The organism is Parapusillimonas granuli (genome assembly GCF_013416525.1).
Classification (GTDB): domain Bacteria; phylum Pseudomonadota; class Gammaproteobacteria; order Burkholderiales; family Burkholderiaceae_B; genus Parapusillimonas; species Parapusillimonas granuli.
Genome location: NZ_JACCEM010000001.1, coordinates 46554 through 62825, shown reverse-complemented (window position 1 = coordinate 62825; position 16272 = coordinate 46554). Strand labels below are relative to the sequence as shown.

At 60.9% G+C, this 16272-nt stretch carries 15 protein-coding genes and 3 pseudogenes; 8 read left to right on the top strand and 10 right to left on the bottom strand.

The window, feature by feature from the left end:
• Positions 1-390 precede the first annotated feature (390 nt).
• On the top strand, positions 391-3210 hold the full coding sequence (locus H0A72_RS00345; protein ID WP_180152775.1) for a beta strand repeat-containing protein: 2820 nt from the start codon (positions 391-393) through the stop codon (positions 3208-3210).
• 354 nt (positions 3211-3564) lie between these two features.
• On the opposite strand, the pseudogene H0A72_RS00340 reads toward H0A72_RS00345, so the two are convergent.
• Both H0A72_RS00340 and H0A72_RS22050 read right to left on the bottom strand, forming a co-directional pair.
• Positions 3565-3765, bottom strand: a pseudogene (locus H0A72_RS00340) (transposase domain-containing protein); the annotation flags it as partial.
• A 77-nt stretch (positions 3766-3842) separates the two neighbouring features.
• A pseudogene (locus tag H0A72_RS22050) lies at positions 3843-4124 on the bottom strand (group II intron maturase-specific domain-containing protein); the annotation flags it as partial.
• An 86-nt stretch (positions 4125-4210) separates the two neighbouring features.
• Here H0A72_RS22050 and H0A72_RS00335 point away from each other — a divergent pair.
• The 6 genes and pseudogenes from H0A72_RS00335 (at position 4211) to radC (ending at position 9760) form a co-directional block, all read left to right on the top strand.
• Positions 4211-4627: a transposase gene (locus tag H0A72_RS00335; protein WP_180152773.1), complete on the top strand. Its 417-nt coding sequence runs from the start codon at positions 4211-4213 to the stop codon at positions 4625-4627.
• Complete coding sequence (gene tnpB, locus H0A72_RS00330; protein WP_180152771.1) at positions 4624-4968, top strand: IS66 family insertion sequence element accessory protein TnpB; 345 nt, start codon at positions 4624-4626, stop codon at positions 4966-4968. Before H0A72_RS00335 ends, tnpB begins: the two co-directional genes overlap by 4 nt.
• 83 nt (positions 4969-5051) lie before the next feature.
• Positions 5052-6545: pseudogene (gene tnpC / locus H0A72_RS00325) on the top strand (IS66 family transposase).
• A 101-nt stretch (positions 6546-6646) separates the two neighbouring features.
• The gene (locus H0A72_RS00315) at positions 6647-7849 is read left to right on the top strand and encodes a tyrosine-type recombinase/integrase (RefSeq protein WP_023094592.1); all 1203 of its coding nucleotides are present in this window, start codon (positions 6647-6649) and stop codon (positions 7847-7849) included.
• A complete protein-coding gene (locus H0A72_RS00310; protein WP_180152766.1) occupies positions 7846-8910 on the top strand; it encodes a PDDEXK nuclease domain-containing protein in 1065 nt (354 codons plus the stop codon). The genes H0A72_RS00315 and H0A72_RS00310 overlap by 4 nt, the downstream gene beginning before the upstream one ends.
• Positions 8911-9250: 340 nt before the next feature.
• Complete coding sequence (gene radC, locus H0A72_RS00305; protein ID WP_008643200.1) at positions 9251-9760, top strand: RadC family protein; 510 nt, start codon at positions 9251-9253, stop codon at positions 9758-9760.
• A 41-nt stretch (positions 9761-9801) separates the two neighbouring features.
• On the opposite strand, the gene arsH is transcribed toward radC, so the two are convergent.
• The 8 genes from arsH to H0A72_RS00265 are packed head-to-tail and all read right to left on the bottom strand — an operon-like array spanning position 9802 to position 15568.
• On the bottom strand, positions 9802-10524 hold the full coding sequence (gene arsH, locus H0A72_RS00300) for an arsenical resistance protein ArsH (protein WP_343060262.1): 723 nt from the start codon (positions 10522-10524) through the stop codon (positions 9802-9804).
• A complete protein-coding gene (gene arsC / locus H0A72_RS00295; RefSeq protein ID WP_180152756.1) occupies positions 10517-10948 on the bottom strand; it encodes an arsenate reductase (glutaredoxin) in 432 nt (143 codons plus the stop codon). The genes arsH and arsC overlap by 8 nt, the downstream gene beginning before the upstream one ends.
• A gap of 14 nt (positions 10949-10962) precedes the next feature.
• The gene (gene arsB / locus H0A72_RS00290) at positions 10963-12075 is read right to left on the bottom strand and encodes an ACR3 family arsenite efflux transporter (RefSeq protein WP_008643204.1); all 1113 of its coding nucleotides are present in this window, start codon (positions 12073-12075) and stop codon (positions 10963-10965) included.
• A complete protein-coding gene (gene arsA, locus H0A72_RS00285; protein ID WP_008643205.1) occupies positions 12072-13838 on the bottom strand; it encodes an arsenical pump-driving ATPase in 1767 nt (588 codons plus the stop codon). Before arsA ends, arsB begins: the two co-directional genes overlap by 4 nt.
• Positions 13839-13851: 13 nt before the next feature.
• Positions 13852-14211: an arsenite efflux transporter metallochaperone ArsD gene (gene arsD, locus H0A72_RS00280; protein WP_008643208.1), complete on the bottom strand. Its 360-nt coding sequence runs from the start codon at positions 14209-14211 to the stop codon at positions 13852-13854.
• 41 nt (positions 14212-14252) lie between these two features.
• On the bottom strand, positions 14253-14750 hold the full coding sequence (locus H0A72_RS00275) for an arsenate reductase ArsC (protein WP_008643209.1): 498 nt from the start codon (positions 14748-14750) through the stop codon (positions 14253-14255).
• A gap of 11 nt (positions 14751-14761) precedes the next feature.
• Positions 14762-15208, bottom strand: coding sequence for an ArsI/CadI family heavy metal resistance metalloenzyme (locus H0A72_RS00270; RefSeq protein ID WP_023124804.1), 447 nt, complete (start codon positions 15206-15208; stop codon positions 14762-14764).
• 12 nt (positions 15209-15220) lie between these two features.
• Entirely contained in the window at positions 15221-15568 is a 348-nt protein-coding gene (locus H0A72_RS00265) for an ArsR/SmtB family transcription factor (RefSeq protein WP_020203137.1), read from the bottom strand.
• Between the two features lie 351 nt (positions 15569-15919).
• On the opposite strand from H0A72_RS00265, the gene H0A72_RS00260 reads away from it, so the two are divergent.
• Positions 15920-16270, top strand: coding sequence for a DUF2958 domain-containing protein (locus H0A72_RS00260; protein WP_020203136.1), 351 nt, complete (start codon positions 15920-15922; stop codon positions 16268-16270).
• Positions 16271-16272: the final 2 nt, after the last annotated feature.

Sequence of the window (16272 nt, the reverse complement as noted above, 5' to 3'; positions counted from 1 at the left end):
CGGCAAATAAGTCCCGTTACAACTTTCAATGTTGTGAAAAGCCTACGGATTCGGCCTCTACTACGATATATCAGCCGCTTGTCGGTATGTTACGTTTAATGGTGCAATACAAAGGTTTGGCAAGCGGTATTGTTGTAGATGCACAACATTTGTGTTGAGAAATTACTTTAACTCTGGTTTTAGGGGTAATCTTTGCTCAACCTCGGCGCCAAAAGGGTGGTGATACGTTGGACCGCACTGCAGTTACCCTTGATTGACAGCCGTTGGCATTCTGTTTAGACTTCGCCGATGTTACTGGATGCTAGGTTTTACGACGTTGCGTCGATTCGCCTACGACAGCTAACATCCATCGATGGGTGTGACCCGCAACAAAATAGGACGACTATCATTATGGCTAATCCGTACTTCAACGCTGCCTATTACTTGGCAACCAACCTGGATGTGCTGGCCGCTGGATACACAGTGGAAACCGCAGAACAGCACTACCTGCAATACGGCGCTGCCGAAGCGCTGTCGGGCGCGAACACCGCTCGCAAACCCGCACCCTGGTTCGACATTCAGTTCTACCTGACTAGCAATCCCGACCTGCTGGCCAACGGCATCGGTGCTGACAACGCTTTCTGGCACTTCACCACCTACGGTCAGTTCGAGCAGCGTTCGCCTGCCAACGGCCTGACGGTTACGGACGCCAAGCTGAAAGCCTACGCTGACGCCAATGAAGACCTCCGCACCGCCTTCGGCATCACCGACACGGCCAATCTGACCGACGCGCAAAAAGACGCGCTGACCAGCCACTTCTATCAGTATGGCTACGCAGAAGATCGCGCGGGCTCGCCTTTTGACACCGATACGAATCCTGGCGAGACTTTCACGCTCACTACTGGCACGGACAACATCACGGGCACAGCAAGTAATGACACAGTAACTGCGGGCGAAGCCAACGGCTTGGCCACCTTCACCGTTGGCGACCAAGTCGACGGTGGTGGCGGTGTAGATACCATGAACTGGATCCAGACAGCCGCCATTGCGGCTGTTCCGACCGGAGCAGTGGTTAAAAATGTAGAAATCCTCAACGTAACGTCCGGCGGGGCAATCGCGCTGAACACTGCTGGTAACTTTGAAGGTCTTGTTGACCTGAATACCAATACATCTGGCGCAGCGCAGACGATCACCGCCGCTGCTACCCAAAATATTACGGCCAACGTTGCTCTGCAGGCTGCTAACAATACTGGCTTCAACGGTGGTAACGATGTCACCGTCAATGCAACCGGTGTGACCACCGGTACCACGACTGTCGGTGCTGTAGCCGCCGCTGCCGGCGATGTCGTTGTTAACGTTACGAACTCCACCGGCGGCACCACAACGGGTGCTGTTACCGTGACTGGCGGCAAGACCGTAACGGTCAACTCTGCTGCAGCTAACGCCGTCAACACCACTGTTGTCCAGTCGGCCGTTACCGTAAACGGTAACGCCAACACCACCGACGTGACAGTCAACCAAAATGCTACAGTGGCTGCTGCTGCAACGGTCGTTGGTAAAACAGCCGGCACAGTGATTATCGCCGACGTTAATGCTGCGTCGGCAACCGCTGCTGGCACGATCGCTACGGTAACTCTGAACAGCTACGGCAATTCCACTATCGATTCCAGCGCGTTGACGACTGTCAACCTGTCCGGCACTGGCGGCACCCTGGGCATTGGCCGCGGTGCGCTTACCGCTACCCCGACGGAAAATACGCTGAACCTGAATGTCAGCGGCCTGACTGCTGGCGCGATCACTGACCAAGAAGCTGCTGCTGATGATGGCTTCACCACCATCAATCTTGCGTCCAACGGCACTGCCTCCACGATCGCCGATCTGGTTGCGGCTGACGCGACCACTCTGAACATCTCTGGCGACGCGAAGGTTACCTTAACGGCTCAAACTCTAGCCAACACCAAGACCATCACCGTAACCAACAGCGCTGGTGCGTCGTTGGGCACTGCTCTGGCTAACGATGTGCTGTTTGTTGGAGGCGCCGGTGCTGATGCCATCTCGATCGGTGCAACCACCAAGGCGATCAACATGGGTGCCGGTAATGACGTCGTAACGTTGTCGTCTGCTTCTCTAGGAGCTGGCGGCACACTGAACGGCGGCGATGGTAAGGACACTCTTGTAGCAAACACCAACGGTTCATCCTTCATCGCTGACCCAGCTTTTAGCAACTTTGAAGTCCTGCGTGTGGCGGGCAGCTCTGCTGAAGGAAGTCACAATGCCAATGGCTTCAGCGAACTGGAAATTGGTGCAACCAAAGGTGCAGTTACTTTCACAAACGTTGCTGCTGGCGTAGGTCTGACGGTTCTCGCTGGTCCGACGGGTACCACCACAGTGACGCTGGCGAACGCCACCGGTGCTGCGGACTCTTTCGATCTGACTCTGAGTTCCGCGGGTAACCTTAACGCTGGCGCAGTGACTTTGGCCGGCGTTGAGACCGTCAACATCACCAACACCGATACTCTCACCACCAATGGCGTTAATGCTAACACGCTGACATTGGCTGCTACGGCTGCTAAATCTGTAGTGGTAACTGGTAATGCTGGTCTTAATCTTACTAACACTGGCAATACGGCTATTACTAACTTTGACGCAAGTGGTGTGACCGGTGATGCTGCTAACGCAGCTGCGCTGGCTGTTACGTTTGTCTCTGCCAATACCACCGTTGGTGAGAACGTAACCATCAAAGGCGGCTCTGGCAATGATTCGCTCACGGGCAGCGCAACGGCTAACGACAGCATTTTTGGCGGCGACGGCGCGGATACCCTAGTCTACACAGGCGGCTCTGATGTCTTCACCGGTGGCGCTGGAGTGGACACTTTCGACCTTAATGCTCTTGGCACCAAGACCTCGTTCCTCACGATCGCTGACGCAACCAAAGCCGATAGAATCGACTTCGCTGGTGTTTCTACTGGTACTATTGCTGATGCAACGTTGGGTGCCAAGGTCGCACTGGGAGCTGGTGCGACTTTGGATCAGTACTTGGACGCAGCTGCTGCAGGCAACGGTGGTACGAACGCTCTGGTGACATGGTTCCAATTCGGTTCTGACACCTACGTTGTCTTGGATAACACCGCTGGTGCCACTTTCGCGGCGACCGACGCTGTCATTAAGCTGGCTGGCGCGGTTGATCTCAGTGCTTCGACTCTTGCAACCGAAATTCTCACTATCGTGTAATTTGCAAGTTAAAGAAGCTTGGCTTGGAATTACGGTACCAGAAAGTCCGTAATTCTGGCCTTGCCGATACTTAACATCCACTCATGGTGGGCGTTAAGTGTCTATTCGTATAGAAAACCTTACATGACAGCAGGCCACCGCAACCTCCCGTCGTCCGGGCACTTCGGTGGCCAAGTAAGGGTTTCTAGAGCATCATCCTGAACTGCCCACTAAAGTGGGCAGTTCAGGCTCCGAAAGTATGCGTCCGGTAAACTCACATCGAAGGCAAACCAGGCCCGATAGGGCATATGTGTCCATTATTTGTAAGCGTACGGATATCCCACATTGACACGGCCGCATTAGCGGCCGTTGTCTTTAATCGGTAGTTTGTGGCGCCCAGTTATGCGGCAACAATTCGCCGATCCGACTGGCCGGTTGCGTGGGCAAGCGGGTGAGCACGTCTTTCAGATAGGCATACGGATCATGGCCGTTTAGGCGGGCTGATTGCACGAGCGTCATAACTGCAGCAGCCCGCTTACCGGCGCGTAGCGACCCGGCGAACAACCAGTTTTTGCGGTTATGTGGAGCTTCGCATAACCGCAGCCACACCACCCGGCATGCGGATCCGCACCGGGCGGTTCGAGAAGTTGAGGTCAAGAGATCCGAGGTAAACCCAGGGCATCGAACCAAGCCAGGTCCAGGATGCTGTTCAAGAGCTTGCTGCTGTTGCGCCACCACCGACGGCTATTGGCCGCCACGCGACGAGCCACCGCGACACTCGCTCCCAGTGCGCGCAACTCCCGGAACATGGTCTTGCCGCGCTTCCATTGCTTGAGTTGGATCGCCCGCAACCGATGACCCAGCCATTCGTCCAGCGTGCGCCAGACCCCAGGCGTTTGCGCCAGTCGGAACTAGCCTTTCCATCCCAGCAGGTAGACAGTAACAGCCCGGTCTGCACCGTCTTGAAGGCATGAGCGCCAGATAGCGAAAATAGGTTCCAATCAAAAATACGTTGGAACCTATGTCATCACCCGAAATCAGTTACCGGAATCATCCTCGCCGACGCTTCAACCGTCATTTCAAGCGCGAAGTCGTCGAGATCCTGCTGGAGCAGGCTGCAACGGTTGCCGAAGTGGCGCGGGCCTACGATCTGCACCCTAACCAGCTGTGCCGTTGGCGGAATGAATATTTCCGTGGTGAGTATGGTGCGGTGATCGCAGCCACGCCATCCGTGCCGACACGGTTGCCGGTGGCGCTGGTCGATACGGATGCCGAGCCTTGTGTCGCGATAGCGACCGCCGCAACACCGAAGTGCCTGGATATGCCCGTTGTAACGAAGCGGCTGGGTCGACTGAGGGTCATCCTCCCAAAGGGCCAAATCCACCTGGAAGAGGTCGAGCCCGAAACGCTCGGATTGCTCATTGAGGCACTGCGGTGATCGGGCTGCCTACGGGCACTCGGGTGTGGCTGGCTGCCGGGGTCACGGATATGCGCCGGGGATTCGATGGCCTCGCAGCTATCGTGCAGGACAAATTGCAGGAGGATCCCTTCAGCGGTCACGTGTTCGCCTTCCGTGGCCGGCGTGGTGACCGGATCAAGGTGCTGTGGTGGAGTGGCGATGGCATGTGTCTGTTTACAAAACGGCTGGAAGAGGGCCGATTTGTCTGGCCAGTGGCAGCGTCGGGCGCTGTGCATTTGACCTCCGCGCAGCTGTCGATGCTGCTGGAGGGCATTGATTGGCGCCGCCCTAAACGCACCCATCGCCCCACGCAGGTCTAGCAGTACAAAATCGCGCGTGAACCCGCATAAACGTTGAGTTTACGAAGATCAGTCCAGCCCGGGACCGCCCTGTACTTGGTAAAATGCCGGGCATGCAAAACCCTGTTTCCCGCCCCACCAAACTCGACACATTGCGCGCTGCAATTGCGTCGACGGGCGGCCAAACGGCCCTGCTTCAGACGCTGCTGGAAGAACTGGAGGCCACCCGCGCCGAGCGTGATGCGCTGCGCCAGGAAAAGCACGGCGACAAGCTGGAAATCGAACGGCTGACGCTCCTGCTGGAAAAGCTCAAGCGCATGCTGTTTGGTCGCAAGTCTGAGAAGCTGCTGCGCCAGATCGAGCAGTTGGAACTCGAACTGGAAGAGGCCTACATCAGTGAGGGCGAGCGCGAGGAAAAGCGGGAAGCTCAGCCCGCAGCGAAACCCAGCCCCAGGCCGCCTCGCCAGCCTCTGCCGGATCACCTGCCGCGCGCAACCAAAGAGCACTTGCCCGCCGATACTCAATGCCCCGACTGTGGCGGCACCTGGAAGCGACTGAGTGAAGATGTCAGCGAAGTGCTGGATCTGGTGCGGGTGCGCTTCCATGTCGTGCGCCACGTACGCCCACGTCTGGCCTGCGCCTGTTGCGATCGCATCATGCAGGCGCCGGCGGGCAGCCGCCCGATTGCGCGCAGCTACGCCGGCCCGGCGCTCCTGGCACACATCGCAACAGCCAAATATCTGGATCACGCGCCTCTGTACCGGCAAGCCCAAGCCTATGCCCGCGAAGGCGTGCCGATCAGCGAAAGCACCCTGGGCGACTGGATCGGCGCCATGCACGAACTGCTACGCCCGCTCACCGATGCCTTGAGGCGGCACGTGTTCGCCGCCCAGAAGATCCACACCGACGATACCCCCATCGCGGTCCTCTCGCCGGGGACCGGCAAGACGCGCCAGGCGCGCCTGTGGACCTATGTGCGCGATGACCGCCCCCATGGTGGCGTCCTGCCGCCGGCAGCCTGGTATCGCTACTCGCCCGATCGCAAGGGCATCCATCCCCAGACGCATCTGAAGGACTACAGCGGCATTCTGCAAGCCGACGCGTTCGCAGGCTACAACGCGGTCTACGAAACTGGCCGGGTGCTCGAAGCCGGCTGCTGGGCGCACGCCCGTCGGCATTTTTACGATATCCACGAGAAGCGCCCCTCGGCGATCACGACGCACGCGCTTGAGACCATTGCCGAACTCTATCGTATCGAAGGCGAGATCCGCGGAAAACCGCCCGATGAAAGACGTGCGGTTCGCCAAGTGCAATCCGCACCCATCGTCCACGCACTGCATGCCTGGCTGAAAGAGCAGTTGGCCACCGTTGCGAAGAAATCCGTCACCGCGGATGCGATCAACTATGCCTTGAACCAGTGGTAGGCCCTGACGCGCTTGCTCGACGATGGCCGCATCGAGGCAGACAATAATGTCGCCGAGCGCGCTCTCAGGGCGATCAGTGTGGGTCGCAAGAATTTTTTATTTCAGGATGACTCCAGTACCGCACTTTGCTGGACTACGCCGCAGCCATATACAGCAGGTTTATCAAGGGCTTAGGCGAGTTCAACATATGCCGGTGCTTTCTGAAACTTGACCCGGCTTCCCTTCTACTGGCTCCTACGAGGCTCCTGGGAATCGGGTCTTTCCGAGGAGTCATCATGGCTAAGATCAAGCTCACCAAGTCCGCAGTAGATGCGGCACAACCCCAAGCGCAAGCCATCGAGCTGCGCGACACCCTTGTTCCCGGCTTCCTGTGCAAGATTACGCCGGTCGGTCGCAAGGTGTTCATGCTCCAGTACCGAACGAACGCCGGCGAGCGACGCAAGCCGGCCCTGGGCCTGTTCGGCGAGCTGACCGTTGAACAGGCCCGCTCGCTGGCGCAGGAATGGCTGGCCCAGGTGCGCCGGGGCGGCGATCCGGCAGCGGACAAGGCCGAGGCACGCCAGGCACCCACCGTTGAGGAATTGTGCAAGAAGTTCATGGAGGACTACTCCAAGAAGCGCAACAAGCCCAGCACCCGAGTCGGCTATCAAGGCGTCATCGACCGCTGCATCATCCCGCTGCTGGGCCGCAAGAAGGTTCACGACGTGAAGCGGCCGGACGTTGCCGGGCTGATGGAGAAACTTTCATACAAGCAGACCGAGGCGAACAAGGCGTTCAGCATCCTGCGCAAGATGTTCAACATGGCGGAGGTGTGGGGCTATCGGCCAGACGGCACCAATCCTTGCCGCCATGTCCCGATGTTCCCTGCCGGCAAGTCCACCCATCTCATCAGCGACGACGACATGGGCAAGCTGTTCCGGCAGCTCGACAAGATCGAGGTCGAAGGGCTTGAGAACTACGTCATCCCTCTGGCGATTCGCCTGCAATTCGAGTTCGCCGCCCGCCGCTCCGAAATCGTCACGCTCGAATGGGAATGGGTCGATCTGGAGAATCGGCGCGTCGTCTGGCCCGACAGCAAGACCGGCGGCATGTCCAAGCCCATGAGCGAGGAAGCCTACCGGCTGCTTTCGACGGCACCGAGACAGGAAGGCAATCCCTATGTGCTGCCGTCGCCACGCCATCCGGCGCAGCACCTGACCACAGGCGAATATTACGGCGGCTGGTGCCGCGTGCTCAAGGCGGCGGGTGCGACGCACGTGGGGACGCATGGCATCCGCCATCGCTCTGCGACCGACATTGCCAATTCAGGTATCCCGGTCAAGGTCGGCATGGCGCTGACGGCGCACAAGACCGTCGTGATGTTCATGCGCTATGTCCACACCGAGGACGATCCAGTGCGCGAGGCGGCCGAACTGGTGGCGAACCGGCGCAAGGCGATTACCGGCGCCAAGCAGCCTCCTGCGGAGGCGACAGCATGACCAGGCGCCGGTCATCTGTGGCATCGCCCGCAGCGCCGTCGGCGCTGCTGGGCGACATTCGGGCACTGATCGAGGCGGCGCGTAAGCACGCCGCCTCGACGGTGAATAGCGAGCTGACGATGCTCTACTGGCGCATCGGCCAGCGCATCCACACGCAGGTCTTGGACGGGCGCCGGGGCGCTTATGGCAAGGAAGTCTTGCCTACCCTGGCGGCGCAGTTGGTGAAGGAGTACGGCAGCAGCTTTGCCGAGCAAAACCTGCGCCGCATGGTGCAGTTCGCCACCACCTTCCCCGACGAGCAGATTCTCGTATCACTGATACGAGAATTGAGCTGGACGCACTTCATTGCCCTGATCCCGCTGAAAGACCCGCTCCAGCGGGACTACTACGCGCAGATGGCGAGCGCCGAGCGCTGGAGCGTGCGCACGCTGCGCGAGCGCATCGACTCGATGCTGTACGAGCGCACGGTACTGTCCCAAAAGCCGGGCGAGACGATCGCGCAGGAGCTGGCGACGATGCGCGATGCGCAGCGCATGTCGCCCGCCCTGGTCATGCGCGACCCATACATCCTCGACTTCCTGGGACTGCGGGACACATGGCAGGAAGGCGACTTGGAGGCGGCGATCATCCGCGAAATGGAATCCTTCCTGCTGGAGCTGGGCGCGGGTTTCAGCTTCGTGGCCCGACAGAAGCGCATCCCGATTGACGACGATGATTTCCACCTTGACCTGCTGTTTTACAACCGCAAGCTGCGGCGGCTGGTGGCGGTGGAGTTGAAGGTAGGTGACTTCAAGGCGGCCTACAAAGGGCAGATGGAGCTTTACCTTCGGTGGCTCGACAAGCACGAACGGGAGCCGGAGGAAGCCTCGCCGCTCGGGATCATCCTTTGCACCGGCAAGAAGCGCGAGCAGATCGAATTGCTGGAGCTGGACAAGTCGGGCATCCACGTCGCCGAGTACCTGACCGCCTTGCCGCCGAGGGGCGTGCTGGTGGAGCGGCTGCAACAGGCAACGCAGCGGGCGCAGTTGCAGATCGAGCAGCGCAAGACCGACAACGAGTAGTCCTGCCCCAAGCAGTCGGGCGTCCCGGCGTGCCGCCGTCGGGTTCGCGGGCTGCGCCCCGCGCTTCGTGCCGAATCGCGGCCATCCGGCTTTGACCCCTGACGCCTCCGGCCCTCTCGGGCCTGCGTGCTCCGCTTGCCCCAAAAGCCGACTGTGTGCAGTGGGCGGGTGTGGGCGGTCTTGCTGTTACCTTCACCGTATCACGGCGTTCTCGCCGTCAAGGGCGGCGCGTGCCATGCACGCTTGCGTCCTGGCGGCCGTCTGCGACCCCTGACTGCTTGCGCTGCGCCGTGCTGGCCACGGTTCCGGGCAATTCCGCCCGAGCAACCGGAGCACGACTATGTCGCAACTGTCCTTTTCCTCGTTCGATGCCTCGCTGATGGTGCGCGATGCACAGGGCCGCTACCTGCTGGCGACAGCCGACCAAATTCTGGAGGCCGCACGCCAGGCCATCGAGTACAAGATGCAGCGCGGTGCGTCGTTCAGTTCGCCGGTGGCGGTCAAGGAGTACCTGAGCGCCAAGTTGGCTGGTTTCGAGCATGAAGTCTTCGCTGTGCTGTTCTTGGATACGCAGCATCGCCTGATCGAATACAGCGAGCTTTTCCGAGGCACCATCGACAGTGCATCGGTGTATCCACGCGAGCTGGTCAAGGAGGCGCTGCGGCTCAATGCGGCAGCGGTCATCGTTTCGCACAACCATCCGAGCGGCAACCCCGAACCGAGCGGCGCCGACAAGGTACTGACCCAGCGGCTCAGGGAGGCGCTGGCGCTGGTGGATGTCCGCACGCTGGATCACATCATCGTGGCGGGTGGCAGCACCATATCCTTCGCCGAACGCGGTCTGATTTGACCGAGGGGGCTTCGGCCCCCTTTTTGCTGCGATGGCGGCTCTCAGATCGCTGCTTGATTGACGCGCCGGCTCAGGGCTTCGGCGCTTTCCTTGCGTTCGCTGTAGCGATCTACCAGATATGGCGCCACGTCGCGCGTGAGCAGCGTGAACTTCATCAGCTCTTCCATCACATCCACGATGCGGTCGTAATAGGCCGAGGGCTTCATGCGTCCCGCTTCATCGAACTCCTGGTATGCCTTGGCGACCGAAGACTGATTTGGGACGGTCAGCATCCGCATCCAGCGGCCCAACACGCGCATCTGGTTAACGGCGTTGAAGGACTGCGATCCACCCGACACCTGCATCACCGCCAACGTCTTGCCCTGTGTCGGGCGCATCGCGCCGACCGACAGAGGAATCCAGTCGATTTGGGTCTTCATCAAGCCGGTCATGGCACCGTGGCGCTCGGGCGAACTCCACACCATGCTTTCGGCCCATTGCACCAGTTCGTGCAGTTCCCTGACCTTTGGGTGATCGTGAGGCGCGTCATCCACCAACGGCAGGCCCGAGGGGTTGAACATCCGTGTCTCACCGCCGAGCGCGCTCAGGATGCGTGCCGCTTCTTCGGCAGCCAGGCGGCTGAACGAGCGTTCGCGCAGCGAGCCGTAAAGCAGCAGGAAGCGCGGCGCGTGGGTGGCACGCTCAGGTGCCATCAACCGCTGGGCATCGGGTTGCTGGAACAGCGCGGTGTCGATATTGGGTAGGTCGATTCTGGATTCAGACACGGTGGCCTTCCGCATTCACGACGGCTTCGCCGTCTTCCTTGCTGAATGCACCGCGCTGCGGCTGGGGCAGGATGCCCAGCACCGCTTCCGAAGGTCTGCACAGCAGTGTGCCCAGCGGCGTGACCACGATGGGGCGGTTGATGAGGATGGGGTGCTGGAGCATGAAGTCGATTAAATGTTCGTCGCTCCATTTGGAGTCATCCAGGCCCAATTCCGCATAAGGTGTGCCTTTCTCGCGCAGCACCGCACGCACTGGCACACCCATCGCAGCGATCAGCGTTTTCAGCGTTTTCAGCGTCTCGCGGTCGGGCGGTGTTTTCAAGTATTCGATGATGGTCGGCTCTTCGCCGCTGTTGCGAATCAAGCCCAGCACGTTGCGCGACGTACCGCAGTCGGGGTTGTGATAGATGTTGATCTGGCTCATGCCATTGCCTCGGTTCAGGGATTCGTGGGGTTGGCGGAATACATGCTGGCGCCCTTGAGCCGCCACCGGCGGCCCAACCGCAAGGCGACATGCACCAGCAGGATGAGCACCGGCACTTCCACCAGCGGCCCGATCACCGTGGTGAAGGCGACAGGCGAAGCCAGGCCGAACGACGCAATAGCCACGGCGATGGCCAGCTCGAAGTTGTTGCCTGCGGCAGTGAAGGCGATGGCGGTGGTGCGTGGGTAGTCGGCCTGGATCAGCCGGCCCATAAAGAAACTGATGAGGAACTGGATCACGAAGTAGAGTGTCAGCGGCACGGCAATCTTTAGCGCGTCCATCGGCAGGCGCACCACGTCGGCACCTTTGAGGCTAAACATGGCCACGATGGTGAACAGTAGCGCCGCCAGCGTGATGGGACTGATCCGCGGCAGGAATGCACGCTCGTACCAGTCCTGGCCCTTGCGTCGAATCAGCGAGCGCCGGGTCAGGTAGCCGGCCAGGAACGGGATGCCCAGGTAAATCAGTACCGCCTCGGTGATCGTCCAAAAGCCCACGTCAATGACGCTGCCTTGCAGGCCGAACACAGGCGGCAGCACCGACAGGAAGAACCAGGCATAGGTCGAGAAGAACAGGATCTGGAAGATCGAATTGAAGGCGACCAGGCCCGCGACATACTGGTTATCACCACGCGCCAACTGGTTCCACACAAGCACCATAGCGATGCAGCGTGCCAGTCCAATCAGGATCAGGCCGGTCATGTATTCCGGCTGGTCGCGTAGGAAAATCACCGCCAGCACGAACATCAGCACCGGCCCGATGATCCAGTTTTGCACCAGTGACAGCAACAGCACGCGCCGGTCGGCGAAGACCTCGTGTAGCGTCTCGTAGCGCACCTTGGCCAGCGGCGGGTACATCATCAGGATCAGGCCGATGGCGATCGGGACGTTGGTCGTGCCGATCGAGAGCGCATTGAGCGCATCGGGCAAACCGTCGAAGAACGTACCCAATGCAACACCCAGCGCCATCGCGGCGAAAATCCAGACGGTGAGATAGCGATCTAGGAAGGACAGGCGCGATGGCGTGTTCAGCATCGAATGCCCGCTTTGGGGGCTGTCGTGATTCATGAGGTTTTCCTGTTTGCCAAAGCCCGCAGACGCTCCACTCCCACCGGCTCTTCGGTCAGAAGCGGCACGACAGCATGGCGTCGGGCATGTTGTGTGGCCACGGCGTCGATTTCCCGCAACTCGTTGCGTGCACGCTGGCGCAGCAGCGGGGAATGCGGATGTGCGGCCGCCACGCTGTTGTTAACGATCCAGGCCCACGGCTCGATGCCCGCGCGGCGCAGGTCGTCTTGCAGGTTGGCCGCTTCCAGCACGGGCGTGGTTTCGGCCAGGGTGACAATGAGCACCTTGGTCTGCTTCGGATCTTGCAACTGCATCATCGGCGTCGTGAAATGAACGCCCGTCTCACCCATCTGCCGGGCGATGTCGCGGTGGTATGCGCCGGTGGCGTCGAGCAGCAGCAAGGTGTGGCCTGTGGGCGCGGTGTCCATCACCACGAACTTTCTGCCCCCTTCGCGGATGGCACGGGAGAATGCCTGGAACACCGCGATTTCCTCGGTGCAGGGCGAGCGCAGGTCTTCTTCCAGCAAGGCGCGGCCTTCGGCATCGAGCTGCGCGCCCTTGGTGTCCATCACATGCTGGCGATAGCGTGCCGTGGCTTCCTGGGGGTCGATGCGGCTGAGAGCCAGATTGGGAAGCGAACCTTCCAGCGTGTCGGCCAGATGCGCAGCCGGGTCGGAGGTGGTCAGATGCACGGGCAGGCCCCGGCCCGCCAGCTCCACGGCAATGGCAGCGGCCAGCGTGGTCTTGCCCACGCCGCCTTTGCCCATCACCATGACCAGACCGTGCCCATCGGCAGCGACTTCATCGACCAGGGCGGATAAGTCCGGCGCATTGATCTGGTCGGGCAGCTCGATGGCATCGGCGCCATATGTGGCGTCGGTATCGACCAGCAGATGGCGCAGAGCGTCGAGGCCCACGAGGTTGAACGGCTTGAGCGCGATCTGATCCCGAGGCAACGCCTGGAGGACAGACGGAATGGCGGCCAGCGTAGCCTGCTCTTTTTCGTAGATGGCAGCGGCAAGCGTATCGGTTTCGGCCTCGCTGGCAGGAAATACGCCGTTGATGACCAGGTGTTGCTGTGACAGGCCGATAGCGGCCAGTTCTTCATGGGTGCGGGCCGCCTCGCGCAGCGTGGGGCGCTGCGCACGGGCAACCAGCACTAGACGAGTGCGCAAGGGATCGGCCAACGCCTCTACCGCAGCCTTGTACTGACTGCGCTGTTTTTCCAGGCCCGCCAGCGGCCCCAGGCACGACGCATCGCCTTTGCCTGCTTCCAGAAAGCCACTCCATGCGCCCGGCAGTTGCAGCAGGCGGATGGTGTGGCCGGTAGGGGCTGTGTCGAAAATGATGTGCGCGTAATCCTGCGTCAGCGCCGCATCGGTCAGCAGGGCCGTGAACTCATCGAAGGCGGCGATTTCCGTGGTGCAGGCACCCGACAGGGATTCTTCGATGCCATCCACTACCGCATCGGGCAACACGCCTCGCACTGGGCCGACTATGCGGTCACGGTACGCTTGCGCGGCTGCCTGCGGGTCGATTTCCAGTGCCCATAGATTCGGCACGGCGGCAATCATCGTGATGTGGTTTCCGATGCGTTCGCCGAAAACCTGCCCCACGTTGGAAGCCGGGTCGGTACTGACGAGCAGCACACGCTTGCCCTGGGTCGCCAGTTGCACGGCCGTTGCGCAGGCGATGGAGGTCTTGCCGACGCCCCCTTTGCCGGTGAAAAACAGGAAGCGAGGCGGCTGGGTCAGGAAGTGCATGGGATCTCCTTGTTCAGCAGCAGCGGCCGCCAGAGCAGCAGGCGTTTTGGGCTGGCGAGGCTTCGGGCGCCTCGATGCCAGCCCAGCGGGTCAATTCGCTTCGGCTGGGGTAGCGACCGGCCAAGGCCACCTCACCATCGACCAGAACCAGGGGCAGCGCCTCTTGGCCCGAGCGTTGTAAAAAGCCTTTCACTGTCGGGTTTTCGGCGAAAGCGAGGGGTTGCTGTGCCAGGTTGAAGCGTTCGACCTGAGCACCGTGTTGCTTGGCCCAATCCACATCGGCGGCGAAGTTCACCAAGTTTTGATCCACTTCAACGCCACATACGCCGGTGCTACAACATAGCGCCGGGTCGAAAATCTGGATGCTTGGCATGGGGTGTCCTTTCAAATTGGTTGTTGATGAAGTGACGCTCTTCACTCTTGGCCGATGTTTCGCAACTCGCGTTGCAGCGACATGGCGTCCAGGCGTTGCAGTGGCAGCGAGAGAAACAGCTCGATGCGGCGGCGCAAAATCAGCGCGGCATCCTTGAACGCTTTGAGTCGTTGTTCTTCGCTACCTTCGACGGCTGCCGGATCGGGCACGCCCCAGTGAGCCGATACCGGCTTGCCCGGCCAAAACGGGCAAGCCTCGCCGGCGGCGTTGTCGCAGACGGTAAAAATGAAGTCGAACACCGGCGCCCCCGGCGCTACGAACTCATCCCAGCTTTTGCTGCGGTAGCCAGTCGTTGGCATGTGCAGCCGCTCCAGCGTGGCGAGCGCCAGCGGATGCACTTCGCCCTTGGGCTGGCTACCTGCCGAGTACGCCCGAAAGCGCCCTTGGCCCAGTTTGTTGAGGATGCCTTCGGCGAGGATGGAACGTGCGGAATTGCCCGTGCAGATGAACAGTGCGTTGTATGCGGCCTCTGTGGTCATGGTGTGCTTTCTCAACAGCAGGAAGAACGGGGGCTTGCTGTGCAGCAAGCCGGTGCGGTGATCGGTGTCGTGACTGAAGCCGCTTCATGGAAGACCGGGATGCTGCCTAACGTGTGGAAGTGCTCCCAGGCAATACCCTGCGGGTCGGTGACCCAATGCTTCTCGCTGCGTGCGTAGCAGCAGGTGGTCGTGCCTTCGTCGAGCAACGCCATGTCGGCGGCTTGTGCGCGGAGTTTCAGGGCGGCCAGTTCCTCGGCGTCGTCGGTCTGGATACCCAGGTGGTCGATGCCCGGCTTGCTGCCGCGCGTGGAGATGGCGAAGTTGACCGGCGGGTCTTCGAGCATCCACTTCGCGTAGTCGCCTTCGACGCGCGCAGGCTGCGCCGCGAATAGTTGGGAATAGAAGCCGATGCTGCGGTTCAAGTCATCGACGTGCAGGTGGACGTGGAAGCGCTTCATGGAGAGTTCCTTTCAGCAGGAGGCACAGGTGGAGGGAGATTCAGTGACTTCGCATACGCCGCCCTGGCAGCAGTGCTCGGTCATGTAGCCAAGCAGACTGTTCATCTGCGCGAAGTCAGCGCGATAGATCAGGTTGCGCCCTTGCTGTTCGATGGTGACGAGGCCAGCGTGAGCCAGCTCCTTCAGATGGAAGGACAGAGAGTTGCGGGCCACGTCGAGCTGGTCGGCCAAGACGCTGGGCGTCAGCCCCTCGGGGCCTGCGACGACCAGGGCGCGGAACACGCGCAGGCGTTGGGTGTGGGCCAGGGCGCCGAGGGCGGAAACAGCTTGATCTTCGTTCATAGTTCGATAATACAACATTTATTGAATCATTGCGCAAGAAACCAGCAAACAGAACCTCGTAGCGCCCCGGCGTGCCGCCGTCGGGTTCGCGGGCTGTGTCCCGCGCTTCGTGTCGAATCACGGCCATCCGGCTATGCCCCCTGGCGCCTCCGACCTGGGTGCTCTGCTCGCCTAAAACCGACGCATATGGAGGTGCAAGGGAGGCGGTCTTGCTGTTCCCTTCATCGTGCCACGGCGTGCTCGCCGTCAAGGGCTGCGCGCCGATGGCGCTTGCGTCCTGGCGGCCGTCGTTGACCCCTGACTGCTTGCGCTGCGCCGTGCCACGGAAGGGTCGGGCAATTCCGCCCGGCAACCCTTCAGGAGTTCACCATGAACAACGCACTCATCACTGACGAGCAGCGCATCGTGCTGCTGGCCAACGGCCGCGAATCGCTGGAGAACCCGGACTTCGATCCGGCGCCCGTGGTCAAGCTGTTCACGCCGGATAGCGGCGCGACCTGGCTGCTAACCGAGATTGATCCCGACGACCACGACCACGCCTTTGGTCTTTGCGACCTGGGCCTGGGGATGCCGGAAATCGGCTGGGTCAGCCTGGGCGAGCTGGCGACGGTGCGCGGCGGGCTGGGCTTGCCGATCGAGCGCGACCTGTCTTTCCGCGCCGAGAAGCGGTTGAGCGCCTACGCACGCGATGCGCGGCTGGCCGGGCGGATCGCTGTCTGACT

Excerpts from the sequence above, each read along its gene's own strand:
- arsB (WP_008643204.1), bottom strand. The coding sequence starts at position 12,075 with ATGAATCACGACAGCCCCCAAAGCGGGCATTCGATGCTGAACACGCCA.
- H0A72_RS00260 (WP_020203136.1), top strand. The coding sequence starts at position 15,920 with ATGAACAACGCACTCATCACTGACGAGCAGCGCATCGTGCTGCTGGCC.
- H0A72_RS00335 (WP_180152773.1), top strand. The coding sequence starts at position 4,211 with ATGTCATCACCCGAAATCAGTTACCGGAATCATCCTCGCCGACGCTTC.
- H0A72_RS00310 (WP_180152766.1), top strand. The coding sequence starts at position 7,846 with ATGACCAGGCGCCGGTCATCTGTGGCATCGCCCGCAGCGCCGTCGGCG.
- H0A72_RS00315 (WP_023094592.1), top strand. The coding sequence starts at position 6,647 with ATGGCTAAGATCAAGCTCACCAAGTCCGCAGTAGATGCGGCACAACCC.
- radC (WP_008643200.1), top strand. The coding sequence starts at position 9,251 with ATGTCGCAACTGTCCTTTTCCTCGTTCGATGCCTCGCTGATGGTGCGC.
- H0A72_RS00345 (WP_180152775.1), top strand. The coding sequence starts at position 391 with ATGGCTAATCCGTACTTCAACGCTGCCTATTACTTGGCAACCAACCTG.
- H0A72_RS00265 (WP_020203137.1), bottom strand. The coding sequence starts at position 15,568 with ATGTTGTATTATCGAACTATGAACGAAGATCAAGCTGTTTCCGCCCTC.
- H0A72_RS00270 (WP_023124804.1), bottom strand. The coding sequence starts at position 15,208 with ATGAAGCGCTTCCACGTCCACCTGCACGTCGATGACTTGAACCGCAGC.
- arsA (WP_008643205.1), bottom strand. The coding sequence starts at position 13,838 with ATGCACTTCCTGACCCAGCCGCCTCGCTTCCTGTTTTTCACCGGCAAA.
- arsC (WP_180152756.1), bottom strand. The coding sequence starts at position 10,948 with ATGAGCCAGATCAACATCTATCACAACCCCGACTGCGGTACGTCGCGC.
- arsD (WP_008643208.1), bottom strand. The coding sequence starts at position 14,211 with ATGCCAAGCATCCAGATTTTCGACCCGGCGCTATGTTGTAGCACCGGC.
- H0A72_RS00275 (WP_008643209.1), bottom strand. The coding sequence starts at position 14,750 with ATGACCACAGAGGCCGCATACAACGCACTGTTCATCTGCACGGGCAAT.